Below are 25,999 nucleotides of genomic sequence, written 5' to 3'. Positions count from 1 at the left end.
ATCTATGGAGTTGCGAACGCATGCAGAAAACAATCTTTAGCGTTGTAGGCACGATAATCTTTTGCCTGTTCTTTAGCCATTCTGCTTCAGAAGCACAGACGCCAATAAAGATATTTGACCCTGTCAACGTGCGAAGTTCCGCGAATGGCACAGGTTACGGAGCCAGCGCTGTAACATTCAACAGCGCGACCATTAACCTCAGTTGTCCCAGTACCCCAATTGCGGCTGTTCTATCGTCCTCTACAGACGGAACGGGGAAGGTGCTGGTAGACAACTTCATTAACTTGACTGTGAATTCTTTGTCTGGCGTGCCCATCGTTGGGCCGGTGAACGTCTGTAGAGGCGGGACCGCCGACTCGACACCAAGTGGCCCAGTTCAGAATTGTTTCACTTCGAGTTATCAAATTCCGGCAGGCGCAGGGAACCTGACCGGTCAAAATCCCGATACTCTGGTAAGCACCGGAGGGGTTTCTCCTATCGACATCAGCTCACAACTGCAAGCGGGTGCACAGCAAATAAAAATCGATTTGGTTGACGAGGGCGGCTTTCTCGCAAGCTCAACGATTTATCTCAATACGAATTGTACACAGAGCGGGGTCACCGGCCCGTCGACGATTACCGGGAATCCAATCCCCCAGAACAATCCGACACCTCAACAGCTAACCCAGAATTTCCCATTCAATTCGGGAACTGACCAACAAATCCAGTCTGTTTACGACCTTTCCCAGGCCCAAGCTGCAGGAAGTCTGACTATATCCCCCAATACCATTCCGCAAATGCAGGATTCTCCCGTAAGTCAGACGGCTTTTCAATCGACTCTTGTTCCCGGCACCTCTTTTGCTACGTCCACGTGCCTCATTCACACCGGGGAGCTGATCGAGAATCAGCCGGCGTGCAAACTTTTTACTCTCCAATGCACGGTTGGAACTGGCGCTACGGGTAGCGGTGCTCAATGCCCCGTCTCTTCGCTGCCAAATGAAATTTTCATGGACATCTTTGACGGGCCTGGCTTTACGTTGCCAGATATCACAACACCGAGTGGCATCACATTCCATCAAGGAATCGGGCTCTTAATGGCGGCTGAAGGTTGGACGGGCGGGCCATGCACTTTCGATCCGGCTTCGAATCTGCAGGATCTGCTGTGCCCTCAGAACCTGCTGACTAATTTCAGCGGTCCAGGAGTGTACGAGGCGACTGGTCACGTAACCCATCCCAATTCGACTTTTATTCCAGTAGCACAGGTCCCTGAAGATCTGACTACGGTTACGGTTGCGAATCAACAAGCTGGAGGCTGGATCAATTCGTCAAGCGCAAGCGTTACGTTTTCAAGTCAACCGCCTGTCCTTACCGGAACGAATCTTCCAGGTGCTGCGGCCTTTGTCCCATCTCCCATTAGAAGCATTACTTACGGGATTTCGGCTGCCAATAATGTCCCCATGCCGAGCGCACCATCCACGACGGATACAACGGTAGAGAACGCCATTGCCTGTCCCACTGCTGCCAATCCAACCGACCCAGCAGCGACGACCTTTACAACACCGCAAAACCTCACCGGGTTGTCGGATGGTAATTACCTGATTCATTACTTTGCACAGGATTGCGCAGGAACTGAGGAACTTAAGTTTACGCAAGATTCCAGCGGAAGCTGGTCGACTGGCTATTACACGTTTCCAGTGAACGTAGACACCATCGCACCTGTGATCGCGTCCGGGCCAACTCTTTCTCCCGCGCCCGGAGCAGGCAATGCGTATACAGTTGGCCAAGCGGTTACCGCAACCTATAGCTGCACCGATGAACGCTCGGGGATCATACGGTGTGGCAGTTCGACCTATTCGCCGAGTTCGGGGGTGTTGAACACAGGCGCGATTAGTAGCCCTGTTGACACATCGACGGCAGGACCAAAGACCTACACCGTTACGGCTATCGATGCGGCGGGCAATCAAGTATCAACCTCAGTCCAATATGTCGTGACAGCCGCGTTTGATTCTGCAATCAAGGTCACGTTGAGTTCCACCACGGTCACATACCCTCAAGGAACCAACGTTACAATCAGCATCGCTCCCACCAAGGGACACACGCCTACCGGGACGGTCCAGTTGCTCGACGGCACGAAGGTTCTCCAGACCTCCTCACTACAAGGAAATGGCGCGGCGTATCTGTATATCCAGGGACTTCCAGTTGGCGTCCATCAACTGAGCGCGACGTATGCGGGTGACGCATTTAATCCCGGAGGCACTTCTACGCCGGTGCAACTCATCGTGAACCCAGTGCCGGTAAATCTCAGCACGTCCTGCTGGAATCTGAACTACCCTTATGGCGCCAACTTCCAATGCGGAGTTTATACCAGTTCGAATGCAGGACCACCACAAGGCGTCGTGACCTATCAGTATGATGGTGCGGCGCCCGTATCGCTAACTTTGCAAAATGGCGTTGCGCAGTTCACTTTGGTGAAGCCTCCGGCTGGAACGCATGTCCTAATCATCGGCTATGCCGCCCAGACGAACTACGCCGCTGCGAATCCGAGCAAAGTTACTTTCGTCGTGACGCCAGCTCCGGTGACTATACAACTCACCCCCTCCAGCTGGTATTTGACCGGCGGCACGCTCACGCTCACCGCGTCTATTCAGTCATGGAGTGCCGGCCCCCCGAACGCGATTGGTACTGTTTCTTTCTTCGATGGGAGCAACCTGCTGGGTAATATGCCGGTGAATGCCTTAGGTGTAGCCACAGTCACAGTTTCGGCGTCCTCGCTTTCGAATGGCAGCCATACTATAGCCGCAAACTACAGCGGGGGGACCAACTACGCGGCGGCCAGTTCGACGATAACGATTACGGTAGCTCGATAAGACTTTCGACGCTCGATTCGGCGAATGAGGCAGTCACAGATGTGGTTGCCTCCTCGCCTTGGGCGAGTCGAGTAAAAGTAAGGACCGTAATGTCATCGTTCTGACCAAAGGCTATGGCCGCTTCAGTTACCTGCTGCGCGGTTGGCTGGGTTGCGAATAGAGTGTGTAACCGGTCAAATCCGTAGAGTTCTCTAGTGGTATTTCTCGCCTCGAGCAGTCCATCCGTATAGATGCTCAGTTGATCTCGTTGTTGCAGATGCACTGAAGATTCTTCGTAGGTTAACGCTGGCGAAAGCCCAAGCGGCAGAGAACCCTCGGTAGCAAGCTCCTTTTCGTTCAGAAATGGAGGCAAGTGACCGGCATTGGCTATCGTGACTGTTCCATTGTGGTGAAGTTGTAAGATGACAGCAGTCACGAACCCGTTCTGCAGCCGCCCGTACAAACAACGATTCAACACCTGCAATATCTGCGCCGGGCTGTAAGACGCGTCAGAAAGTGAACGCAAAATTCCCACGATAAGAGAGACGGTCATAGCCGCTCTTAAGCCCTTGCCGCTCACATCGCCAAGCGCGACGATGGTGGATCCATTCTTACGACGCATGATCTGGAAGAAGTCTCCGCCAACTTCGAGAGCTGGACGATAGGCACTCGTGACAGCATAACCCTCCAGGGACGGCATGGCTTCCGGAATCAATAGTCCCTGTATCTCGCGTGCGCTTTGCATCTCGCGTTCCAGCAAGCTTTGCCGTGTCTGGCGCTCTGTGTCGAAGCGATAAACGGCATAGAGGATAGAGACAAAGAGAACAATTTCAATAACATTCGAAGCCCAAAAGGCGATGCCGTGAATCACGAAGAGCGGTGTATTGATAATGCGTTCGAAAAGTGTCCAGTGAGTGAAGCGCTGTCCTGCTGCGCTCATATCGGCAATAATGTTGATGATTTGCGATATGAAAGCGCTAATGGCTACCGCCCAATGAGCTGAATCCAACCGTTGCCGGATTCCCATCAAGATGATCAGAATCGGATATACCTGGACGGCCAGCATCAACGAGGTCAGAATCGCGTCGATAGTCTGCATCCAGTCGCCCGCAGTTCCCCAGAACGGCGCAAGAAATCCGTCCAGTAGGGCGACAGATAACGTGCAGATGGCAAGAATACGAGTGCAACGCACCAAGCGTCGTTTTCCATTCAGGCGCAGCAACCACAAGAGCAAGAGCCAGAGCGAAACATGATTCAACGCATAGATGGGTTGGTTCAGTCCTCGACCCAGTCCATAGGAAATCGGAAGAGAAAAGAGACCTTGCAGAACTGCAAGTGCTACCGTGGTCGCCGTGAACAGCGCTAGCCAAAGAAACACTCGGATCTTATGCTCTCTACCCCAAAGTAGAAGGCTGAAAATGCTTACCATCCCATACAAGATCAGCAGCGTGTACTCATATAGGACCTGATGTATGGACTCTGAATTCTGCTCTGCTTCCTGAGCAGAGATCGTATCGGGATCGCCCAATAAAGGTGCCCCATGCAATCCACCGAGCGTACCTGAGTCGACGAATAAAGGCGGAGACTTCCAAACGCGGATTGCGATTGTGTCTTCTCTGCTCGATGGCACGGTGAAGCTTTGGGGCAGCGGATTATAAAACCAGTGGGGGTTAGGTGGACCGTTACCCTGGTGGCCCACTAAGACGCCGTTCCAGTACAGGTCATAAGAATCATTTACTGGTGGCATGAGCAAAGCGTAGTTACCTTGTTGCTCAGCTGACATGATTCGCAGGTGTTTCCGATACCACGCGAAACCCGTGTAAGCATGATGCGTTTGGCTTCCCCAGGAGGTTGATGGATCTATTGATTCCCAGGCCGAATCATCATAGGAAGGTGACCTCCACGCCAGATCATCGCCAAGACGAAATTGCCATGGTCCGTCCAGCGACACTGCCCCAGGGCCGAGAGATTGAATTTCCAGTGAGGAGGGGGATGGAGACACCGTCTCGGCACAGAGACATGCGCCGACCATGCAGGTCAATGTCGCCAGAACTAGCCGAAAAAACATGCCTCGACAATATCACCACGAATCCGCTGGCCATGAGACAAAAGATAGTCAGAAAGTTGTTGAAATTCGTGAAAGGGCGAACTGCAAGTTGGCGCAACAGTTGTCTCCGGCGATGCAAGGCGACTAAATTGGCTTGAATTCTTTCAATGAATCACTGAAACTGAGGTCCTGTTTGAATGCGGTAGATGCTGGCAGCTATTGGACTTTCCGGGGCAGAGACTCTTGAGCCCCATCCCCGGAATGCATAGGTCAGCAAGAGAGGTCATTGGAACATGGATGCGGCGACACCTTTCTTGCCTCAGGATAGCCTCTCCCTGGAGCAACAGATCGCGCGATTGCAAGCCCTTCTAGAAGCTACTCGGAGGGTTCACTCCACGATACAAGTAAACGAGGTTCTAACAGAGGCTGTTCAGATTTTGGTACGAGAGCTCGAGATAGACGGAGCCATCTTTGTAGCGCCATCAACTGGAAAGCCCATCGCATTCTACGGCCAGAAACCGGAGCCACCTTATCACAACTGCCTCAAATTTCCTTTGCCGTCGAAAGAGGGCCAAACGCTGGCTGAGTTGATCGTGACTTGCCCAGAAGCAGGTGTTTGTTCCATTTATGAGCAGGACTTTATTGAGGGATTAGTTCTGCAAACTGCAGTGGCTCTGGACAATGCCACGATGCATGAACGCGATCTGGAGTGGGCTCGCGTACAGCAGGATTTGAATGCCGCGCGCGCTATTCAGAAGTCTTTACTGCCGCGAAGTATGCCGGAGATACACGGCTTTTCCATCGCCGCTCGCTCCACAGCTTGCTACGAGGTAGGAGGAGATTACCTTGATTCAGTGCTACAACCAGACGGCGATTATTTGATGGTGGTAGCAGATGTCGCCGGGAAAGGTCTGGCATCAGCGATCGTCGCGACCAGCTTTCGTTCTGCATTGCGCTCGCTTGCAGGACAGATCCTTCCCCTCGACGAGCTTGCAGCGCGACTGAACCAGCATCACTGGGAAGAGGGAATAGAGGCCCAGCGTCGTTACGTAACGGCTGTATTTTTAAGGCTAAGAGCTAAGTTTGGCCAAGTAGAAATATTAAACGCCGGCCACAACCCAGTAGCAATGATTTTGCCCGACCGATCGATCAAGATGATCGCGTCCTCGGGTACGCCTTTGGGCATGCTTCCCGAAATGAAATATGCGACCGAAATTCTGTCTTTCGAAAGAGGTTCGAGTATTCTGCTTTACACTGATGGATTAACAGAAGTTTTTCGTGACGAGGACGAGTTCGGCTCTGAGCGGCTTGGTGTTACCTTCCGCGATTCGCCGTTTTCGCAAGCCGAGCGCACACTTGACTATCTGTGGGATACTCTTGCCACCTTTTCCGCAAACGCACCACAAAACGATGACATGACTGCCCTTGTGATCTATCATCTCGATTCCGTGCAGCAGGAGTTCGCCAACAGATGAAAAGCGGAAGCTCCGTATACGTTCATCTTCCTTCGGAACTTGGTTTCGAAAAGGTCGCCATGAGCACTGCCGCCAGCATGGCCAAGCTTATGGGCTTCTCTGAGGATCGCATTGATGATCTCAAGACCGCTGTCTCCGAAGCCTGCATCAATGCCATAGAACACGGAAACAAACTCAACAGCGCGCTCAGCGTAGGTGTTGTCCTATCCACTACAGACGATCAACTTGAAGTGAAGGTCATTGATGATGGCGCAGGTATTGGCAGCAAACCGCCTGCCCCTGATATTGATCGCAAAATGCATGGCGAAGAGGACCCGCGAGGTATGGGGATGTTTCTGATCCAGGCTCTCGTCGATGAAGCCGAATGGCATCAGGGCCCTCCCGGCAAGAGTTTTGTCCGGCTGGTCATCAAGCTAGGCAAGGAGAATCATTAAATGCAGGCGACTACGAGGGTTTCTCAGCGGACAGCAACCGGAGCTTCGCAAACTCCGGTCAGCATTCTTGCTTTTTCCGGCGATATTTCTTCGTCTTCGAAGGAATCGATCCTTGGTGCTTACAACAATCTGGATGGCGCTACCTCTAAGATTCTGCTCGATTTCACTGCTGTCGATTACATCAACTCGTCGGGCATCGCGATCATCATTCAGATGTTACTCGAAGCCAGCAAGAGCGCCGCGCGGACGATTGCAATCTTTGGCTTGAGCTCACATTTTCAGAAGGTATTTTCAATGGTGGGCATCAATAAATATGCGGCGATTTATCCCAATGAGACGACGGCTCTTGCCTCAATTTGAATGAGCAGATCGGAATACACACCACTGGCCTAAGACAGAGTTCCTTCAGCGAACGCAAGTACACTGGTAAGGTTGGCAAGTAAGAATCATCTATCTGATTCGCAGTTCTCCAGCGATTCAGAATTCACCACATCACGACACTCGACGCCGATGCGCCGATGCCGCTGCTGACTTCTTGTTGCATTTGCACTCATGGCCTGAGCCATTAATCACGCGAGTCGGCGAGCCAAAAGACTTTTTGCGCTGCTGCTAAAGCAAAAAGCCGGAGCTGTTGGATTGCTCCAGCTATATCAACATCATTGCTGCAGCGAATAGTTAGTCATTATTGGGAAAATCGAACAGGCTAAAGAGATCGCCGACGGCTGGGCTCAACAGTTGTCGCTCGCGGCATTAAAGCAGGATGGATTCAGAACTCTTTCCTCGGCCAGGAGTAACGCTTCCGTTCGAAGCGTTACTCGTCTTTGAGACTGCCTTCTAAGCGGCTGCAATACCAACTCCGTCGAGGCTGGCGACAGCTTCATCTGGGAGCTCCAACGTTGCAGCCTTGAGATTCTCGCGGAGATGCTGGACCGACGATGTGCCGGGGATCAGCAGCACGTTCGGCGACCGCCGAAGAAGCCATGCGAGAGCTACTTGCATCGGAGTCGCCTCGATCGATGCGGCTACTTCGTTAAGGCGCGATGACTGAAGCGGCAAGAATCCTCCCAGTGGGAAGTACGGTACATAGGCGATGCCCTGCGCAGCAAGTGTATCGATGAATTCATCGTCAGTGCGCTGCGCCACGTTGTAGAAGTTCTGGATGCAGACAATCTCGGTGATGGCTTGCGCCTCGGCCAGCTGTTTGGGAGAGACGGTGCTGAGGCCGATATGCCGGATCAGCCCCCTGCTGCTTGAGTTCGGCCAGAGCGCTAAGCGGTTCCTCAAACGGTTCGGCCGTCGGTGCGGTAAGACCGCCAATACGCAGATTGACTACGTGGAGCGCCTCGAGGCCGAGATTCTTCAGATTGTCGTGCAGCGCGTCGACAATCTCCTGACGTGAGCGAGCATGTATCCATGATCCATCACTTCCGCGGCGCGCGCCCACCTTGGTCACGATCACAAGATCGTCAGCGTAAGGATGAAGCGCCTGTTTGATGAGTTGATTGGTTACGTGTGGACCGTAAAAGTCACTTGTATCGATGTGGTTCACTCCCGAGGCAACGGCCTCGCGCAGAACAGCGATTGCACCAGGAATATCGCGCGGTGGACCCCAGACCCGTCTGTCACCATCCTGTCCTGCGAGTTGCATTGCGCCATAGCCCATGCGGTTCAAGGTCATTGAAGTGTTGAGAAGAGAAAAGGTTCCGCCAAGCTCCGATTGCTTCATCATGAGTCTCCTCAGAATTTGCCAATGTCTGTATTAGGAATTGCTGTTTACAATCATTGGATGAAGGAAACTTCAGGTTTGGAGTTCGCATTTGCCGAAGCGACCAAAAAGTACGTTAGAACCCCGAAAATCACCGGTTCAGGCGCGTTCAGCCGCGAGTGTCGACGCAATTCTTAAGGCAACGATTCAGGTTTTGCTGAAAGTGGGCAAAGAGCGTCTGACAACAACGCGCGTCGCGGCCCGCGCCGGGGTTTCAGTCGGTACGCTGTATCAGTACTTTCCCAATAAACGTGCACTGCTGCGGGCGGCACTGCAGCGTCACATGGATGAGATCGGGGCGGTTCTGGAAACGGTATGCCGCGAAGAAGCTGGCTCTTCGCTTGAAGAGATGGCGACGGCGCTGGTAACGAGTTTTCTGAAAGCGAAGATGAGAGACACAAAGGCCAGCGTCGCACTCTATTCGGTTAGCTCAGATGTGGATGGCGCACGAATCTCGCATGAGATGGGTCTGAGAGCCAGTCGCGCCATCGTTGCCATGCTTGCGACTGCAAAGGATGAGTTGGCGACAGATCCCAATTAGTGGCCTCTATGCTGCAGGCAACGATGGCCGGCGTGGGTCGGAGGCTGCTGGAGTCTGCATCGCCAGAAAGAGATTATGAAAGATTGCGCGATGAACTCGCATTCCTGGTGCGCGCGTATCTCCGGGCTTGCTCGAAAAATAACAACCTGCACCCGCCTCAGAGTCTGTCAGCGCAATAGCTTCCTGTGACTCTCGTCAACCGGGCTCAATTCCGGCAACTCTCACTTCCAACAATGAGGTTCATTGAGTGCTAGAAGTGAGTTCTGTAGGTCAGAACAATGAAAAGGCCCGGCGCTGCCGTTTATACTGGTTAACGCAATCAGCGCCTCAAAATGCGCCATTGGCGCACGCCAGGCACAGCAAACGTTGCCGCTTAACCGTTCAGTGCTTGAACCCTCAAATCAACCGCTCTAAGCTGCACCCATGAGACCACTTATGCGGCAGCGACATCCGGTTTGATCTTGCCGAGGCATTTCAGGTTCATCTCATGCTATCTGACTCCGGCCCGGATGTTATCGATGATGGCCTGGATGTGGCACTCCGCGTGGGCCTCCCGCGGACTCGAGTGTAATCGCCAGGAAGATCCTCACTGCCAAACGCATGGTCTGCGCGTCCCCAGCCCACTTCAAGAAACACGGAGTTCCGACAAGACCGAGCGATCTTCTGCAGCATGACTGCATCCGCCTGGTGCGTGGCCGGCGGGTGATGGACACATGGCTCTTCCGGGATCAAGGCAGACGCTTTGAAGTAATCGTCAGTGGAACCCTGAGCATGACGAGCGGTGAGGTGGTGCATGACTGGGTGCGCGCGGGTAAGGGGATCGGACTGAAGACAGCGTGGGATCTGCAACCCGAACTTGCAAACAAGGCAGATGCGACCTGCGTAAATTTGATCTAAGAGCTTGTTGGGGCGTCAGTCGATTGCGCCTCGGATATTTTGCGGGCGCTATCGGAGTCGCTCCGTCTCTCAACGCCCCTGCCCACGGCATCAATTCGCCGCCGAACTGCTCTAATCTTTCCTGTCTTTCCTCCGCCGCAGAAGAACTGGTCGTCACCGTTCGACTCGAGCCCTGAAATATAAACACCATGAGGCATTTCGAGCTGTTCAAGAACCTCCCCAGTTCGAGGATCGATTCGTCTCAAGTCGCTCTCATCGCCTTCCCAGGTTGCGTGCCAAAGATCTCCGTCAACCCAAGTGACCCCGGTTACGAAGCGGTTGGACTCGATCGTTCGCAGTACCTCGCCGGTGTTCGGATTGACTTGATGGATTTTCCGGTCACGATATTGACCGACCCACAGCGTCCCTTCGGCCCACGCCAGGCCCGAGTCACGGCCGCCGCCTGGCGCCGGAATCGTGGCGACGACTTGGCCGCTCTTGGGATCGATCTTCTGGATGCGATCCTCAGCGATTTGAAACAAGTGGTGGCCGTCATAGGCTGTTCCTGCATGCGCGGCGATATCGATCGAGCGCACTGCCTGCCCGCTCGCGGGTTCGAATGCATTCAATTTGTTTCCGGACGCAAACCAGACATGCTCGCCGTCATAGGTGACTCCATCCACACGATCGGCGCCGGGAAATGGGCCATACTCGCGTACGATTTCGGCTGATTGTTTCATACGTCCACCTTATTCGATTGGCAGCGGAGCAGGGAGTAACAAGGTTGTCGTGAATCCAGGCACTGGCGGAGTGATCCAACGACGAGCTCGCGCTCGACCGAAGGACTGCACCTTTCCCGCCGCCGCTAGCGAATCAAGCGCTCTCTGCACTGTTCGCTGACTTGTCCCAAGCGCAATTGCCAGCGCTGAACTCGACCACGCCTCTCCGTCGGCGAGGAATGCGAGCACTGCCCCATTGTCATCTTCAACCGGTCGCGCCAGCACAACTACCTCGCGTGCGTGGCGAGGTACCAGTGTAAACCCATGCTTCGTCGCAGTTACATTAGCCAGTGGCCGAAGCAGCTTGCGAAGCCGTCCGATTTCGACTCGCAACCGCATGCGATGCGATTCATCAATGAATCTCGCTCCGAATGCCCGAGCAAGAAGCAGTTCCCTCGGAACGTCATCGGGCCATGCCTCGCCCAGCGCGCGTGCGAGCGAGAACAACACCGGCCGTGTCACAAGCGAAACCATTGTGCTTGGATCACGCACGACATTCCGGCATGCGTCCACGACGAGCGCTCTTGACGCCAGCAAACCTTCGACTTCTTCCAGCAGGAGTGGTCGCTCTTCGCCAAGTGCAATCAGGCGAGCTGCCGACATGTTCAGGACGTGGGAAGCATTTTCAACCTCCGCCGTCAAAGCAGGAATGCCCGCTTGGCCCGCGGCAAGTTCGGCCCGGGCGAGCGCAGCACGCGCATCTTTCGTCCGTAAACGGCGCATCGCAATCCCGGCAACTACGAGTTCGTGGGTGGCCCTCGATGCTGGCCGGAATAGCGTAGGGTCAAAATCGGCAAGCATGTGCTCCGCCTCATCTAGGCGCCCGATGAGAACAAGGCGCCGGACCTCAAGATAGCGCGCATGCGCCGCGTTCAATAGATCGCCATGTTCTTGGAGCGTCACCCTTGCTGCATTGAGCGCCTTCGCAGGCCAGCTCAGGTCGCGCGAGGCAAGTGCAATCTCGGCTTCGGCGACGATGCATCTCGCTCGTGCCACGGACTCTTTGGGACCGAAGGCGCGTGTCGCCTTTCGAAGGAGTTCCTTCGCCCGAACAAACTCTCCGAGCTGTGCCATTGCGATCCCGCGAAGCGCGAGCGCAGGCGCATCGTCGCGCAGCGCGACTCGTTTCAATGCTCCGAGGGGATCACCTGCGGCGAGGGCACGTGCTGCGGCTGTGATCAGCGAATCCATCGGAATCCCGCCACACTTGTCACTCTCCGTCCATTCGATACCTGCATCACTATTTGTATATGACCACCGAGCACCCGGTATATCGAGAACGCGGACGAAAAAGCCAACATCCGACGAACGAGAAAGAGGCAATGACGACACAGGTAATGCACTCAGGCGTGGACGAATTAGAAGTTTAGAGGAGGGAGATATGTGCCCAGCATGCATCGCAAGCACAGCAATAATGGTTGCTGGAGCCGGATCCACAGGAGGAATTCTGGCGGTATGCATCGGCAAGCTCACAGCTTTTTTAAGACCGAATCGTCTCGGTCTAATTCAGAGAACAAAGGAGAAATAAGATGGCAACAAGCAAAGAGAAAGACAAGGAACACGGAAAAGGAAATCTCGGAACGAATACACCCCCGATCGTATCCCAGCAGGAGTGGGAGGCTGCGCACCAGCAGCTCCTCGTCACGGAGAAGACCTTCACCCGCTCCCGTGATGCGCTGGCCGCCGAGCGTCGACGGATGCCGTGGATGGCAGTGGAGAAGCAGTACGAGTTCGACGGGCCCAGAGGTAGAGTTAGCCTGCTCGACCTGTTCGAGCGCCGCCGTCAGTTGATCATCTATCGCGCCTTCTTCGAGCCCGGTGTGTTCGGCTGGCCGGAGCACGCCTGCCGGGGCTGCTCGCTGGGTGCCGATCAGGTCGCCCACCTGTCCCATCTGAACGCTCGCGACACCACCCTCGCCTACGCCTCACGCGCCCCGCAGGCGGACATCGTCCGCCTGAAGGCGCGGATGGGCTGGGAAATGCCTTGGTATACCATCACAGACGGCTTCGACGCAGACTTCGGCGTCGATGAATGGCACGGCCACAATGCATTCATCCGCGACGGCGACAAGGTGTTCCGCACATACCTCATCAACAGCCGCGGCGACGAGGCGATGGGGACCACCTGGAGCTACCTCGATATCACGCCGCTCGGCCGTCAGGAAACATGGGAGGACTCGCCAGAGGGTTACCCCCAGACTCCGCCGTACAAATGGTGGAACTGGCACGACAACTACGACGCCGAGGACTCGCCCGACCCGAAGTGGGTCAAGGTGTCCGACGCTGGCGAAGCAGCCCTCCGAAAGCATGACTCAGAGACGAAAGCATGACTGATGCTAGCAACCAATACTGATGCCCCTGCAAGCGCGCTCGTGGAAATGGAGACTACATGCATGACTCACAAACTTGCCTCGCCAGCAATTTCGGACCCGGCATCTCAAGGCCGACACGCGCTCTTGTGGTCTCTTGCGGACTTCGCAAGAGTGACGACCTGTTCTGCACAGCCGTGTACCCAGAAAGACGCTTTGGAAGATGCACTGATTCACTATCGTGAATACGCTCATGAAGTAGATGATCATCCTCATGCTCATGATCTTGCAGTGAAGTTCAACGGACTCAGGTCTAGAACACCCAAAACCTGATCTACGCACTCCTCCGCATTGTAGGCAACTGTGTCCAGACGAATATCGGGCGTCTCAGGAATTTCATATTTACTATCGATACCCGTGAAATTGACAAGTTCTCCCCGCCGCGCTTTGGCATACAATCCCTTCGGATCGCGGCGCTCGCATTCTTCGAGCGAGGCGTCGACGAAGATTTCCAAGAATTCTTCGGAATCGAAACTTGATCGGGCAGACTCTCGTTCAGCGCGATACGGGCTGATAAATGCGACGATCACGATGAGACCTGCATCAATGAGCAACTTGGCAACCTCAGTTACCCGCCGGATATTCTCAACCCGATCAGCTTCTGAAAATCCAAGATCCCGGTTCAGTCCGTGACGAATATTGTCGCCGTCGAGTACATACGTGTGTCGTCCGGCCGCAAATAATCGCTTTTCAAGCAGGTTTGCGATGGTTGATTTACCCGATCCAGGAAGCCCCGTGAACCAAAGACAAACGGGCTTCTGAAGCTTTTGGCGTGCACGCGCTTCTTTGTTGATTGCTAACGCTTGCCAATGAAGATTGGCGGCCCTACGCAAAGCAAAATCAATCATGCCCGCGCCTACGGTCTGGTTATCCAACCGGTCAATCAGAATGAAACCACCCAAGCGCCTGCACCGATGGTAGGGCTCAAATGGAACTGGGCGGTCAAGAGAAAGATGGATCACTCCAATATCATTCAATCCTAATGATCGCGTGGCCAGTTGGGTGCCGAGCGTCACATCAATCCGGTACTTGATCGCTGTGATCGTGGCGACAGCCTGGCAGCTATGAAGATGGAATATGTACGATCGACCCGTAAACAGTTGGTTCTCCGAGAGGCAGAGTACATTTGCTTCGAATTGATCGCTGACTTCTAATGCATCGGCCGCCGCGGCAAAGACACTTCCGCGACTAACGTCGATTTCATCTTCAATGCAAATCGTAATCGACTCTCCGCACAAGGCCGCCTGCCGTTCCTCTTTCCATCCAACAATGGAGCGCACCTTGCTCTCCGTTCCGCTCGGCAGTACACGTATGCGCTCTCCGACTCTCACTTCCCCGCTCGCTATGCGCCCGCAATAGCCGCGGAAATTGTCTTTGTGCCGATTTACCCATTGCACAGGCATACGAAAACCCAACTCCGGTGCACTAAGGCCAACTTCAATCGACTCCAGCCAATCAAGGAGGCTTGGGCCTGTATACCAGGAAGCGGCAGACTTGGTTCCGGTGATGTTATCGCCATGCAGGGCCGACATCGGAATTGGCTGGAACGACTCAAATCCGAGTGCGATCACTAGAGGCTCGAACTGCTCCACGATCTGCCGGAAAACAGTTTCATCCCACTGCACCAGGTCCATTTTGTTCACAGCCATGACCAGATGCCGGATTCCAAGCAAGGCAACGATCCGCGCGTGGCGATGGGTTTGCGTCTGTAACCCATTCTTTGCATTTACCAGTAGCACCGCCAAGTCAGAATTAGACGCTCCAGTAGCCATGTTGCGCGTATATTGTTCGTGCCCTGGGGTATCAGCCACTACGAACCGCCGTCGTGGCGTGGCAAAAAAGCGATAGGAAACATCGATCGTGATACTTTGCTCGCGCTCGGCTTGGAGCCCGTCGACCAGTAGCGCCAGATCCAACGCATCGCCTTGCGTGCCGTAGCGAGTGGAATCCTTTGCCAGCGCCGAGAGATGATCCGCATATACCTGCTTCGACTCGAACAGCAGTCTGCCTATCAGCGTTGACTTGCCGTCGTCGACGCTTCCGCAGGCAATGAAGTGGAGAGCATCCGGCATCAGAAATAGCCCGCTTGTTTCTTTCGCTCCATGGAAGCGACCTGATCGAAGTCGATCAGTAGACCCTGACGCTCAGACAGTTGAGTGCTCTGCAGCTCGTTCACAATCTCCGACACGGTGCTCGCCGTACTTTCGATCGCGGCTGTCAGCGGATAACACCCCAGCGTTCTAAACCTGACGACTCGCATCTCCGGTCTTTCGCCGGGATTGAGCAGAAACCTCTCATCGTCGACCATGATCCACCTCTCTGAACGCCTCACCACTGGCCTCTGCGCCGCGAAATAGAGCGGCACAACCGGAATATTTTCTGCGGCGATATGTTGCCATATGTCGAGTTCAGTCCAGTTCGAAAGCGGGAACACCCGAATCGTTTCCCTGGGATGAATCCGCGCGTTATATAGATTCCACAACTCGGGCCTTTGTATCCGTGCATCCCACCGGTGCCCGGCCGCTCGAAATGAGAATATCCTTTCCTTAGCGACCCTTCCAACAGGCACTGTTTCAACACCGGTCGCCCATCGGTGAGAAGCAGACTGGAACTTTTTTCATCCAATGAGGGTTACGCGCTCATTGCTTGATGCTGGAATAACATAACGCATGCCAATTGTTTGCCCGCAACCGAAATACCAAACTCAGTGCCATTTCTCTTGATGGCAGATTGTCGAGCTAAGTTCTTTTTGCTCTGCAGAATCGATCTGCAACGGCAAAACAAAAATCTCAATTCTTAGCTGACAAAGTTGCAACGGGATATCCGACAGTGACAGATGTTAGTTGTAAGGTCGTCGCGAGATCACCACTATGATCGGCTGCTCTATACCGGAATCAGCGGTCAATTAGATCTGTAATGTCGTCCGTGTGGTGAGCGCAACAGCACTCCTAACCGAAGATGTAGATCGCAAATAACAAGGTCTCATTTCCCTGAGGGATTGAGACGCTTCGAACGATACAGTTACTGCGTTCTTCTGCCCAGCCACAGCAATGCGCGCGCAAAAAAGTCGTTTTGCTGTGGGTCATCAAAGATTTTGCTGCCGTGACCCATGTTCGTGTAGATCATTCGGTACTTCGTGTTCGTCCAGGTGACGGGAATATCCCCGCCTGTAAGCGTGTCCTTGAATCCTAGCGGATAATTCTTTACGTCAAGCGTCATCATGACGCGGATGTTGGGGCTTTTGCGTGGGCTTGGGTTCCAGCTATACCACTCATTCGCCGGAGAGACGAACTGTTTCGGCAGTCCCGCTGTGACGTTGGATGGGGAGTCGGCGACATCAAGAGTTGCCGGCATGGGGGGCCAGCTATTTCCATAGAAAACCGTTCCCAGAAAATCGGCAAACCACGGCCAGTTTTCGCGACGCTCCATGAAGCCGGCAATGTGAAACCCGAGCCACCCTCCGCCGTGTTCCATGTAATCCTGGAACGCTGCCTTCTGCGCTGGCTCGGTGGGAAAATTATCCAACCACAGGATCACCTGATAGTTCTTCAACACTTTCGAACTCAAGTCGTTCCAATCGGTCGTGGTTTCAAATGAAAAGTGTTCGCGCCGCGCAAGATCCTGGTAAAAAGCAATTGCCTGCTTGGCGAAGTCGACATGGTCCTGTTCTACTTGGGTTGAATAAAAGGCAAGGACACGGAAGTTTATTTCCTGAGCGTGTACCAACACCGTGGTCAGGAAAACCGCAGTAAGAATTCCTGGAAATCGTGCCAGTCGCCTCATGAATCTCGTCACGCCTCGAGGTAGAATTTCGCTAACGATCTTTCTAACGTTTGCTAATATAGTCCATATTTTGTCGCCCCTCAATATGAAGCTCTCCTCATCTCTCCGCCACAAACCTCTTGCCTCACACGCTCTGAGTTGCGGTCTTGCATTCTTCTGCGCTGCTGCTGCATTGTTCCCGCCCGAGGATGCATCGGCTGCTGAAGCAACAGGCAGGTTAATCACCAGCGTTGGTATCGCAATAAATCCTGTGACGCACAAGGTTTATGCAGTCAATGAGGGGGTTGATTCAGTAATCGTGACAGACGAGAGCACTGGATCTACGCACAGAGTTGAGGTAGGCAAAGCGCCAATCGCGATCGCTATATTGCCAGCTGTCAACAAAGCGTATGTGGTAAACACGGACAGCAATTCGATCAGCATAATCGATGGAACCCAGGATAAGGTGATCGCCACCATCAAGGGCGGTTCGCACCCATATACCATTGCTGCCAATGAAAAGACGAATAAGGTCTACGTTACCTACACCTACGACCATATTCTCACCGTGATCGACGGAGTCACGAATGCTTCCAGTTCGCTCGAAACAGGGAGTGCGGACGCAATCGCGATCGACGAGAGGACCAATACACTCTTTCTGTCGACATACGAAGACCCATTCATACGCATTGTCAACGCAACAAACGGAGCGCTGCGCAAGGTGAAGGTCGGAGAGCACATCTGGGGCCTGGCGTTCGACGCTGCAGACTCCAGGTTATATCTGGCACACACGATGACGGCAGATGTCATGAGCCTCGACGAAAAGACACAAGGGATGGCTACCGTACCGGTTGGGCAGATCCCCTGTGCCCTTGCATACAACCGGGCCACCCACATGCTCTACGCTGTCAACTACGGAGATCAAACTCTTAGCTTAATAGACACGGTCAAGGCGAAGGTGGTGAACGTGATCGCGGTCGGTGATCACCCGCAAGCCGTCGCGGTCGATGCCGAGAGGAATCGTGTCTATGTCGCGAATGTCCATGGCGATAGCGTGACGGTTATCGATGGCGTGAAGAATGCGATCCTCGGCACCTATCAGGCAGGAGAACATCCTTACACGCTCGCGGTCGATGAGAACACCGGCCAAGTCTATGCTGCTGTCTATGGATCAAAGGCGTCCGTTCGCGTCGACGGGCCTGCGCTTCACAAGTAGTTCTTTAGAAAGACTGCCCTAGCTACAGATTCTGTGTTCGGTGAGTGTCTCGGTAAATTAACTTATTGAAAATACAGGCTGCGAATGGCTCTCTGGAAGCCTTTTAGACACTTTTGTCGCCTTTTATTGGTCACAAAACATCGATTACGCAAGTGGCTACTCCACCGGGCCCCCACTCGCTCCCCTCAGCAAAACTCCTTTGCACTTTACAACCATCCAGAGGAGAATTTACGCTTCCATCAGCAAACGTTTACTCTTTAGCCTTTGATTCGTGCGGAATGAGTTAGAGTTTTTCACACAGTGGGTGCAGATGATGAATTGGAAGAAGCCTTCCAGCGATATTTGGGAAAACGTAGCAACAGATGCAGCAAAAGTTGAGCCACCAATGGAGCCGAGCCGCCGGGAGTTTCTGACGGGGGCAGGAGCCGCTGCCGTGTGGACAGCGCTGGGGACGTCCAGAGCGTTTGCTCAGGCTCCGGATAGCGCTCTAAATGTCGCTCGGGTCGCAATTCCGACGAGCCAATTCATGATGAGCGAGAACAAAATCTCCGCATTGAATGATGGGTTCACGCCTGAGAATTCGTTCGATCGCAGTCACGCGCTCTACGCGTTGTGGGCGGACCGCTCATCGATTGAGACTGCAAGTTGGGTGCAGTATGAGTGGAGCGAACCGATCAATGTAAACAGGCTTGAGGTTTACTGGGCAGTTGATCATCCTCGCCCGGGCACGCTTCCCGGCAGCGGTGGCCCCCGGATTCAACCGCCTGTGAGTTACAAGATTCTTTATTGGAATGGAAGCAACTTCGTTCCGGTATCTCAGCCGCAAGGTCTAGGCGTGGCTCTGGACACCTTCAATACAACGGCGTTCGAACCTGTAAAGACAAGCAAATTACGGCTGGAGGTTGTTCCACAGCCGAAGCACATGGCCGGAATTCTCGAATGGAGAGTCTTCAACTATGGCTCCATTCCTGCGCTTCCACCGGTGGTGGATGCCGGCGTAGATCGCTCAGTGGTGAGCGACGGGCAGACCTATCTCTCAGGCAAGGTGACATGGCTTGAGGATTCGCAGCAGAACAGATCGCGATGGGTGAAAACGGCAGGTCCAGGAGCAGTCGCGTTTGCCGCGGCTAATGCACCGATCACGACTGCAAACTTCTCCGCTCCCGGTGACTATATTCTTGCTTTAGAAGCGTCAGGAAGCAAGGATAAACCGCGTGCCATTAACGTCCACGTGGAACCGGCTCCGCCCGCTGATCGTCTTGACGTGGTATACACCCGCAAGTACGCGATCGACGGCGGGTTGTGGAAGGAGCGTGCCAAAGTTCTAATTACGGACTGGATTCCACACTGCATTGCGATGTGTGAGCGTACAGATATCGCACCGATGCGCGGCGACGGTGGAATCGACAACTTTATCGAGGCGGGCAAGGCTAATCGCGGTGAGCCCCACGGGCAACATAAGGGATACGTGTTCTCGAATGCGTGGGTACATCAGACCGTAGAGTCGATGTGCATTGCGCTCATGGTGGAACCTCAGGGCGATGCCGAGATCGTTAAGGCGCAGGAACTCATGCGCGCAACGCTGGAGCGCTGGATTCCGATCATTCTTGATGCGCAGATGTCCGATGGCTATTTACAGACTGCTTATATTCTGGCGGATCGCAAGAGCTGGCCGGAACGCTGGTCACCTGATCATAGAGGCAATCATGAAGGCTACGTCTCCGGCTACTTTATCGAATCAGCTATCAATCATTACACGCTCACCGAGGGTCAAGATCTTCGCCTGTATAACGCCGCGAAAAAACTCGCGGACTGCTGGGTCGCGAACATTGGGCCGGGCAAGAAGGAGTGGTTCGACGGACACCAGGAGATGGAGCAGGCGCTGGTGCGCTTCGGCCGTTTTGTGAACGACCAGGAAGGCAATCACCATGGAGACGCGTATATCGTTCTCGCGAAATTCCTCCTTGATTCGCGCAGAGGCGGATCAGAGTACGACCAGAGCCACCTGCCCCCAGGGCAGCAGTACGAAGCAGTAGGCCATGCAGTGCGCGCGATGTACTTCTATTCAGGCATGGCGGACATCGCGGCTGAGACCGGCGATCGCGATTACCAGAGCGCGGTTATTTCGCTCTGGGACAACATGGTCAACAGGAAATATTACGTGACCGGCGGGATTGGGAGCGGCGAAACCTCCGAAGGCTTCGGGCCGAATTACTCGCTCCGCAACGAATCTTACTGCGAGACGTGCTCGAGTTGCGGAGTTGTCTTCTTCCAGTACAAGCTCAACCTTGCTTATCACGATGCAAAGTATGCCGACCTATATGAGCAGACAATGTACAACGCTCTGCTGGGCGGAGTAGCGCTCGACGGCCAGAGCTTCTGCTATACGAATCCACTCGTGAATACCGAGCGTGCGAAGTGGCACGTGTGCCCCTGCTGCGTTGGCAACGTTTCGCGCACATTGCTTATGATTCCCACTTGGACATACGTCAAGAGCAAAGAGGGGCTCTACGTGAATATGTTCGTGGGTAGCCGTATTCACGTCGGGCAAGTCGCAGGCACCAATGTCGAGATCGTGCAGAAAACAGACTACCCATGGCATGGATCAGTTTCAATCACCGTAAATCCTGAAGAGGCCAAGACGTTTTCGCTCTACGTCAGAATTCCGGATCGGACCACGAGCAAGCTTTATCAGGAATCGCCTGCGGTCAGAGGTGTAAAGCGTTTTGCCGTCAATGGAAAAGAACAAATGCCGACTATTCAGAAAGGCTATGCCGTTGTTACGCGCGAGTGGAAGCAGGGTGACCACATTGAACTGGAATTGCCAATGGAGCCACAGCGAGTGGTGGCGGACAGTCGGATCAAGGCGGATAGCGATCTCATGGCTTTGAAGTATGGTCCACTCATCTATAACGTCGAGACTGCGGACAATGAGAAGATCGACCACAAACTCGGCAATGCGCCGCTTCGCACTGAGTGGCGTCCCGATCTGCTGGGCGGCGTCATGGTGATTACTGGCAAATGGCAAGACAGCTCTTCCATGATGGCAATTCCCAACTTCGCACGCATGAATCGAGTGGGGCCACCCCACGATTATCCAGACGATCGCGATGATGACTCCAAGCGCTCTGTTGACTCAAAGGTGTGGATTTAAAATTCCTAACCTGATTTCTGAGGAAGAACTGGCATATCGCGACATTACGGATGAATTTGGGCAATCGAGAGCGCTGAGGACCATTAGGGTGATACTCTAAAAGAGATCGAAGAATCCGATCTGGTTTACTTGCTTGTTCCGGCTTGCCTCTACTCGCAAAACACTCCACATTGCGTTCGGCGGTACATCAAATTTACAAGGAATAAGTCATGGAACAAGGAACAGTAAAATGGTTCAACGATGCAAAGGGATTCGGCTTTCTTAGCCGTGAAAATGGCGAGGATGTTTTCGTCCACCACACGGCAATTCAAAGCAATGGATTCCGTAGCCTGCAGGAAGGGCAATCCGTACGTTTCAACGTCGTGAAAGGTCCCAAAGGCTGGCAGGCCGAAAATGTCGAAGTCGCCTGAGCGCAAGAACAGAATCAACGGAAAAGGGAGCGTCGGCTCCCTTTTTGTGCTTAAGCATTCTTCGCAACCGGTTGACCTTCCAACCCTCATAACAGGGAGTCCTATGCAAAAGCCCGTCAAAGTGCAAGACAAATACTATCTGAAGTCTCTCCATGAGGAGATCGATCTCTACGACCGCAAGCTGGCTCATATGGCAAAGTACGAGCTTTTTGCTTCGGAAGCGGAGCGTGAAACCGCGATCGGCAAAATGACGGCAAAACGGGCAACTCTTGCACGGACTGCGCAGAAACTTGTAGAAGATGGGGTCGAATTCCACCCATCCGACCTTCCGCGCTCGTTTCGCCCGCAAACAGAAAGCACAGAGCACGCCAACATTGCCTAGTGCCGCCTAGATGGCTTTCATCTACAATCTGGGCAACGCCTGCACTGCCCAGATTGTAGGGGCTTGCTGTTCAGCATGGTCTGTCTGACACCCAGAATTCATCCAAGATCCATGTCCTAGTCTTCTGCTCGACCATCTTCTCCCGGAAAAAACCTAAAATGTATTCTGTCATGCACTTGCAAACGAAAGCGGATCGAGAACATCTAACAATAAGATCCAAGAATCCTCTAGCAGCCTTCAATCAGACATTCGATCCGTTTGAAATGGAGACAGATGAAAACAACTGAAGTATTGCAGGCATGGAGAGGCATCCTAGCTGGCCGGAAACCATCTCTTTCAATCGAGATCACCAAAGAATGCCCGCTTCGTTGTCCAGGATGTTATGCATTCGATTCTGCTCATCTTGGCGGTGAATCAGAACTGCGTCAACTCTCGGATTTCAAAGGCGACCAGTTGGTCAAGAACATTCTTGCGATCGTCGACCGTGAGAAGCCTCTGCATCTGTCTCTGGTCGGTGGCGACCCCCTGGTTCGATACCGGGAGCTGGAGCTACTGCTTCCACAACTGGAGGCACGCGGTATCCATACACAGATTGTGACCAGCGCGTTCCGGACCATCCCTGCTGAATGGAACAAGTTCACCCGTTTGAACATCGTCATCTCCATCGACGGACTTCAGCCTGACCACGATGAACGGCGGAAACCTGCAACCTATGAGCGAATTCTCAAAAATATTGCTGGGGCGAAAGTCACGATCCACTCCACTATCACCGGAAACATTGCCGCCCGGCCTGGCTACCTGGAGGAGTTTCTTAAGTTCTGGAGCAGTCGTCCTGAGATCAAGAAAGTTTGGTTTAGTCTCTTTACGCCACAACGAGGGGCAGTCGGCCCGGAGATTCTCACTTCTGAACAGCGATCGTTTGTTGTTGCGGATCTTCTGTCGCTTTGTAACAAGTATCCCATTCTGGATATGCACGAATCGCTCATTCAAGAGATGCTGACACCGCCCTCCAGTCCCGAAGCTTGTATCTTTGCGAGGACAACGCAGACGATATCTGCAGACTTGAAGGCTAAGATCACGCCATGTCAGTTTGGCGGTGATCCGGATTGCGCTCAGTGTGGCTGCATTGCTTCCATGGGGTTGGCAGCGGTCGGGCATCATCGAGTATTGGGTAGGCTGACCGCGGGTCATTTATTCATGTTGTCTGATAGAGCTGGGACATCCTGGAGAAAGGCGAGAGACAGCTTCAGGCGGCCGCTGACAGTTCCGGAAAGTTCAAGGTTCCGGATTTTGCAGGACTGATGGGCGTTTCTCGGTCTTTACTACCTACAGCCGATGACCCGTTGACCGGACATGTCCTGGCGCGCTAGGTATCACGGGCGGGTTTGATCAGGCAGGCGATCCTTCTCGGCAAGACACGTTTTCGATGTCGTGGATCACATGCGCATGGGTTGCAATAGATGAGTGTCATGGCCTTCATCGAAGGCATTTTTTTCACATTCGTAAGAATCGAGACGGTGCCGGCAGAATTGGTTGAACCGTGCGAAACCTCATGCGTCATTCGTGGTTCGTCATCATAGGCACCCTGCGTGATGTGGCGAGCCCTCCAGGCCACCAATTCCAATCGCCTGCAATACGAAGGAGCGCGGGGCCGATCACGATACGAACCAGTGTCGCGTCAATCAGAACGGCGACCGCCAGCGTAAATCCGATCATCTTGACCACCAGGAAGTTTCCGAAGGTAAATGCCGCGAAGACCACGATCATGATCGCAGCCGCGCTCGTAATCAGGCCTGCCGTTCTAGCTAGCCCCTCCGGGATTGCGTCCATTTCACTCAGTCCGCTTCTCCTGGCTTCGAGAACTCGCGCGACCAGGAACACTTCGTAATCCATGCTTAGTCCGAAGACGATGGCAAAGGCGACGATAGGAACAAGGGGGAACACGCTGCCCGTTCCCTCGGGAACTCCCAGCAGGCTGCTCCCGCGTCCATCTTGGAAGACTAAGACTAAGGCTCCGAAGGAGGCCGCAACCGAGAGCAGGTTCAGTGCGATAGCCTTCAGGGCGGCGAAAAGCGATCGGAACCCGGCCAGAAGCGCCAGCAGCGTCGCCACCACCACCATCGCCGTAACCCGCACAAAGCGGTCCGTGACAATCGTCTGATAATCGGCATTGAGTGCCGGGATGCCCCCAATTTGCAACGTTGCTCCGGGCACGCCGGTGAGAGTTGCCGCGCCGGTCTTCCGGAGCTCTCGCACCCAGTCGACCTGATCGCGCAGGGAAACCGAAGTCGCGGGTAGCACTTCAAGCAGCGCTGCCCGTCCATCACTACTCAGAAACGTGCGCTGCGTCTCCTGCGAGAGGTCAGTGAGGGAGGCACGGTCGCCGTCCGCGAGTGTTGTGATAGAAATTACGCGCGCGCAACGAGGGTCGCTCGCGAGGCGCTTGCTGAGGCGATCGAGCACATTCCATCCCGCGTCGGTTTGCGCAATGGAATCCGCTGGCAGTTCGACAATGACCCGCATCGAATAAACAACGCCGACCCGATCCATCTGTTCCAGACTGTGCAGCGCATGGACTGATTCCGCCGACTCCGGAAGCCAATCTCCTTTAGGAACACTTGTATTCAGCCGCGTGGCTTGCCAGGCGAGCAAAAGCAAGGGAACGCCTGCCAGAAACAGGGCAAGCCAGGGATGGGCGACAATCGCCTTTCCCCATTGTCTCCAGCGGTTTCCCGTCCGTTCTGCCCGATGCCCATCCAGCCGCGGAGTAAACGGCATCCGGCCAGCATCAATTCGCCGGCCGAGCAACGCCAACGCCGCCGGAACGAGGGTATTTGTAAGCAACACACTGATTGCCGCCACCAGGAATCCCGCGACCCCAATGGAACGGATTTCGCTGATGGGAACCGTCAGGAGCGCCAGAAATCCGATGGCTACCGTCGAAGATGAAATCAGGAGCGTATGACCGGCCTGACGTGCTGCCGTAACCGAGGCTGCCGGTCCGTCGAGCCCGGCAGAGATAGTTTCTCGGAAGCGGCTGACCATCAGGAGCGCATAGTCGATGCCCAGACCTAATCCAAGCATGGTGGCTAGATTCTGAATCAGAACGGATAAGTGCCAGCGCCTGGCCAGGAAGCCGGCAATCGCCAGAGTGGTCGCGATGGCAAGCTGACCAATGGCCAGGGGAATTATGGCGGCGACTAAACTTCCGAAAGCCAACAGCAAAAGTGCAAGGGTCGCCGGGATCGCCAGAGTTTCGGCGCGTCGCACATCATTGGCGCTGGCTTTCCGAATGTCGAAATTCAATGGAATCTCGCCCGTCAGTTCGAGTTTCACGGACGGATACCGGCCGCGTAGTTGATTTTCTAGAGCGTGTGCCAGCTCGTGAAGCCTGGGAACGAGCGACTCCACTGGACCCTGGGTCGACGACAGGCCTACCAGGATATACGTTCCACCGCCCTTGCCCAGGAAGATCGGATCGTGCAACTCGAGATAAGAAACAACGCCGGACACGCCGGGTTCCTCTCTCAGCTGGGTAACGATGGTTTCTAACGGTTCCTCGCCCTCCGGCGAATCCGCGGCGGGGAGCCCCTGAATCACCAGAACCACGCGATCCACGAATGGCGAGCGAAAGCGAGTAGACAACTCCTGCGCAACTGTTTCGGCTTGGCTACCTTCAACACGAGTTGCCGTCTCCAGATGGCTTTCGGAGTGAAAGGAGAATGGAAGAAGCGCAACGACGGCAGCAAGGACTACTCCGGCAACCCAGAAACGGCGCACGTTCACGAGACTCATGATGTCATACAAAAGGACAACCTTATTCTCCACCGGTACCGACGGGCTTCAGACACAAAATAGGTGCCCGGTGGGTAATCGGTTTGTATGGTGAAATGGATGTACTTTCGCAGCGCGCACCTACCAGGCCTGTCTGAGTCTGCCCAATTTTTCCCCTTCAAGGATTTGA

Annotated in this window: 20 protein-coding genes and 1 pseudogene; 12 read left to right on the top strand and 9 right to left on the bottom strand. The window is 54.1% G+C overall.

Features of this window, described 5'->3' with window-relative positions; genetic code table 11:
- The first annotated feature begins 20 nt into the window (after positions 1-20).
- A complete protein-coding gene (locus H7849_RS04090) occupies positions 21-2,846 on the top strand; it encodes an Ig-like domain-containing protein (protein WP_186744364.1) in 2,826 nt (941 codons plus the stop codon).
- Here the strand turns inward: H7849_RS04090 and H7849_RS04085 are convergent.
- Positions 2,830-4,608: a PP2C family protein-serine/threonine phosphatase gene (locus tag H7849_RS04085; RefSeq protein WP_186744363.1), complete on the bottom strand. Its 1,779-nt coding sequence runs from the start codon at positions 4,606-4,608 to the stop codon at positions 2,830-2,832. The two genes, H7849_RS04090 and H7849_RS04085, sit on opposite strands and share 17 nt — an antisense overlap.
- A 557-nt stretch (positions 4,609-5,165) precedes the next feature.
- Here H7849_RS04085 and H7849_RS04080 point away from each other — a divergent pair.
- Genes H7849_RS04080 through H7849_RS04070 form a run of 3 tightly spaced genes read left to right on the top strand, consistent with a single transcriptional unit; the run spans position 5,166 to position 7,141 of the window.
- Complete coding sequence (locus tag H7849_RS04080; RefSeq protein WP_186744361.1) at positions 5,166-6,347, top strand: PP2C family protein-serine/threonine phosphatase; 1,182 nt, start codon at positions 5,166-5,168, stop codon at positions 6,345-6,347.
- Positions 6,344-6,781 carry an ATP-binding protein gene (locus H7849_RS04075; RefSeq protein ID WP_186744344.1) on the top strand — a complete coding sequence of 146 codons (438 nt, stop codon included), beginning with the start codon at positions 6,344-6,346 and terminating at the stop codon, positions 6,779-6,781. The genes H7849_RS04080 and H7849_RS04075 overlap by 4 nt, the downstream gene beginning before the upstream one ends.
- A complete protein-coding gene (locus tag H7849_RS04070) occupies positions 6,782-7,141 on the top strand; it encodes an STAS domain-containing protein (protein WP_186744342.1) in 360 nt (119 codons plus the stop codon).
- A gap of 474 nt (positions 7,142-7,615) precedes the next feature.
- Here the strand turns inward: H7849_RS04070 and H7849_RS27185 are convergent, their stop codons facing one another.
- Positions 7,616-7,978 (bottom strand): aldo/keto reductase, encoded by a 363-nt coding sequence (locus tag H7849_RS27185; RefSeq protein WP_349627472.1) that lies wholly within the window; start codon positions 7,976-7,978, stop codon positions 7,616-7,618.
- On the bottom strand, positions 7,908-8,510 hold the full coding sequence (locus H7849_RS04065; protein WP_349627454.1) for an aldo/keto reductase: 603 nt from the start codon (positions 8,508-8,510) through the stop codon (positions 7,908-7,910). The genes H7849_RS27185 and H7849_RS04065 overlap by 71 nt, the downstream gene beginning before the upstream one ends.
- A gap of 88 nt (positions 8,511-8,598) precedes the next feature.
- Here H7849_RS04065 and H7849_RS04060 point away from each other — a divergent pair, with 88 nt between their 5' ends.
- Together H7849_RS04060 and H7849_RS04055 are read left to right on the top strand one after the other, a co-directional pair.
- Entirely contained in the window at positions 8,599-9,087 is a 489-nt protein-coding gene (locus tag H7849_RS04060) for a TetR/AcrR family transcriptional regulator (protein WP_251106596.1), read from the top strand.
- A 555-nt stretch (positions 9,088-9,642) separates the two neighbouring features.
- Positions 9,643-9,984: pseudogene (locus H7849_RS04055) on the top strand (LysR substrate-binding domain-containing protein); the annotation flags it as partial.
- Here H7849_RS04055 and H7849_RS04050 read toward each other — a convergent pair.
- On the bottom strand, positions 9,981-10,703 hold the full coding sequence (locus tag H7849_RS04050) for a Vgb family protein (protein WP_186744340.1): 723 nt from the start codon (positions 10,701-10,703) through the stop codon (positions 9,981-9,983). The pseudogene H7849_RS04055 and the gene H7849_RS04050 sit on opposite strands and share 4 nt — an antisense overlap.
- Positions 10,704-10,712: 9 nt before the next feature.
- A complete protein-coding gene (locus H7849_RS04045) occupies positions 10,713-11,933 on the bottom strand; it encodes a helix-turn-helix domain-containing protein (protein ID WP_186744338.1) in 1,221 nt (406 codons plus the stop codon).
- Positions 11,934-12,271: 338 nt separating this feature from the next.
- Between H7849_RS04045 and H7849_RS04040 the strand changes: the two genes are divergently transcribed.
- Positions 12,272-13,072 (top strand): DUF899 domain-containing protein, encoded by an 801-nt coding sequence (locus H7849_RS04040; protein ID WP_186744336.1) that lies wholly within the window; start codon positions 12,272-12,274, stop codon positions 13,070-13,072.
- A gap of 257 nt (positions 13,073-13,329) precedes the next feature.
- Here H7849_RS04040 and cysC read toward each other — a convergent pair whose 3' ends face one another.
- The 3 genes from cysC to H7849_RS04025 form a co-directional block, all read right to left on the bottom strand.
- Complete coding sequence (cysC, locus tag H7849_RS04035) at positions 13,330-15,183, bottom strand: adenylyl-sulfate kinase (protein ID WP_186744335.1); 1,854 nt, start codon at positions 15,181-15,183, stop codon at positions 13,330-13,332.
- A complete protein-coding gene (gene cysD / locus H7849_RS04030; RefSeq protein ID WP_186744334.1) occupies positions 15,183-15,680 on the bottom strand; it encodes a sulfate adenylyltransferase subunit CysD in 498 nt (165 codons plus the stop codon). The genes cysC and cysD overlap by 1 nt, the downstream gene beginning before the upstream one ends.
- Positions 15,681-16,132: 452 nt before the next feature.
- Positions 16,133-16,894, bottom strand: a complete 762-nt coding sequence (locus H7849_RS04025) for a ThuA domain-containing protein (protein WP_186744333.1) — start codon at positions 16,892-16,894, stop codon at positions 16,133-16,135.
- Between the two features lie 298 nt (positions 16,895-17,192).
- On the opposite strand from H7849_RS04025, the gene H7849_RS04020 reads away from it, so the two are divergent.
- From H7849_RS04020 to H7849_RS04000, 5 genes are all read left to right on the top strand, one after another.
- Positions 17,193-18,089 (top strand): YncE family protein, encoded by an 897-nt coding sequence (locus H7849_RS04020; protein WP_186744332.1) that lies wholly within the window; start codon positions 17,193-17,195, stop codon positions 18,087-18,089.
- Positions 18,090-18,399: 310 nt separating this feature from the next.
- Complete coding sequence (locus H7849_RS04015) at positions 18,400-21,243, top strand: beta-L-arabinofuranosidase domain-containing protein (RefSeq protein WP_222439762.1); 2,844 nt, start codon at positions 18,400-18,402, stop codon at positions 21,241-21,243.
- Positions 21,244-21,452: 209 nt separating this feature from the next.
- The gene (locus H7849_RS04010) at positions 21,453-21,653 is read left to right on the top strand and encodes a cold-shock protein (RefSeq protein ID WP_186744331.1); all 201 of its coding nucleotides are present in this window, start codon (positions 21,453-21,455) and stop codon (positions 21,651-21,653) included.
- 103 nt (positions 21,654-21,756) lie between these two features.
- Complete coding sequence (locus H7849_RS04005) at positions 21,757-22,035, top strand: hypothetical protein (RefSeq protein ID WP_186744330.1); 279 nt, start codon at positions 21,757-21,759, stop codon at positions 22,033-22,035.
- Between the two features lie 273 nt (positions 22,036-22,308).
- A complete protein-coding gene (locus tag H7849_RS04000) occupies positions 22,309-23,337 on the top strand; it encodes a radical SAM protein (protein WP_186744329.1) in 1,029 nt (342 codons plus the stop codon).
- A gap of 255 nt (positions 23,338-23,592) precedes the next feature.
- On the opposite strand, the gene H7849_RS03995 is transcribed toward H7849_RS04000, so the two are convergent.
- Positions 23,593-25,863 carry an MMPL family transporter gene (locus H7849_RS03995; protein WP_186744327.1) on the bottom strand — a complete coding sequence of 757 codons (2,271 nt, stop codon included), beginning with the start codon at positions 25,861-25,863 and terminating at the stop codon, positions 23,593-23,595.
- Positions 25,864-25,999: the final 136 nt, after the last annotated feature.

It is taken from the genome of Alloacidobacterium dinghuense (genome assembly GCF_014274465.1).
Taxonomy (GTDB): domain Bacteria; phylum Acidobacteriota; class Terriglobia; order Terriglobales; family Acidobacteriaceae; genus Alloacidobacterium; species Alloacidobacterium dinghuense.
The sequence above is the reverse complement of the archived record's forward strand: the minus strand, read 5'-3'. Positions and strand labels throughout refer to the sequence as shown.

Coding starts and splice junctions, on each gene's coding strand:
- H7849_RS04000 (WP_186744329.1), top strand. CDS start 22,309: ATGAAAACAACTGAAGTATTGCAGGCATGGAGAGGCATCCTAGCTGGC.
- H7849_RS04040 (WP_186744336.1), top strand. CDS start 12,272: ATGGCAACAAGCAAAGAGAAAGACAAGGAACACGGAAAAGGAAATCTC.
- H7849_RS04005 (WP_186744330.1), top strand. CDS start 21,757: ATGCAAAAGCCCGTCAAAGTGCAAGACAAATACTATCTGAAGTCTCTC.
- H7849_RS04045 (WP_186744338.1), bottom strand. CDS start 11,933: ATGGATTCGCTGATCACAGCCGCAGCACGTGCCCTCGCCGCAGGTGAT.
- H7849_RS04090 (WP_186744364.1), top strand. CDS start 21: ATGCAGAAAACAATCTTTAGCGTTGTAGGCACGATAATCTTTTGCCTG.
- H7849_RS04010 (WP_186744331.1), top strand. CDS start 21,453: ATGGAACAAGGAACAGTAAAATGGTTCAACGATGCAAAGGGATTCGGC.
- H7849_RS04070 (WP_186744342.1), top strand. CDS start 6,782: ATGCAGGCGACTACGAGGGTTTCTCAGCGGACAGCAACCGGAGCTTCG.
- H7849_RS04015 (WP_222439762.1), top strand. CDS start 18,400: ATGATGAATTGGAAGAAGCCTTCCAGCGATATTTGGGAAAACGTAGCA.
- H7849_RS04025 (WP_186744333.1), bottom strand. CDS start 16,894: ATGAGGCGACTGGCACGATTTCCAGGAATTCTTACTGCGGTTTTCCTG.
- H7849_RS04080 (WP_186744361.1), top strand. CDS start 5,166: ATGGATGCGGCGACACCTTTCTTGCCTCAGGATAGCCTCTCCCTGGAG.
- H7849_RS04050 (WP_186744340.1), bottom strand. CDS start 10,703: ATGAAACAATCAGCCGAAATCGTACGCGAGTATGGCCCATTTCCCGGC.
- H7849_RS04065 (WP_349627454.1), bottom strand. CDS start 8,510: ATGATGAAGCAATCGGAGCTTGGCGGAACCTTTTCTCTTCTCAACACT.
- H7849_RS04085 (WP_186744363.1), bottom strand. CDS start 4,608: ATGTCAGCTGAGCAACAAGGTAACTACGCTTTGCTCATGCCACCAGTA.
- H7849_RS04075 (WP_186744344.1), top strand. CDS start 6,344: ATGAAAAGCGGAAGCTCCGTATACGTTCATCTTCCTTCGGAACTTGGT.
- cysC (WP_186744335.1), bottom strand. CDS start 15,183: ATGCCGGATGCTCTCCACTTCATTGCCTGCGGAAGCGTCGACGACGGC.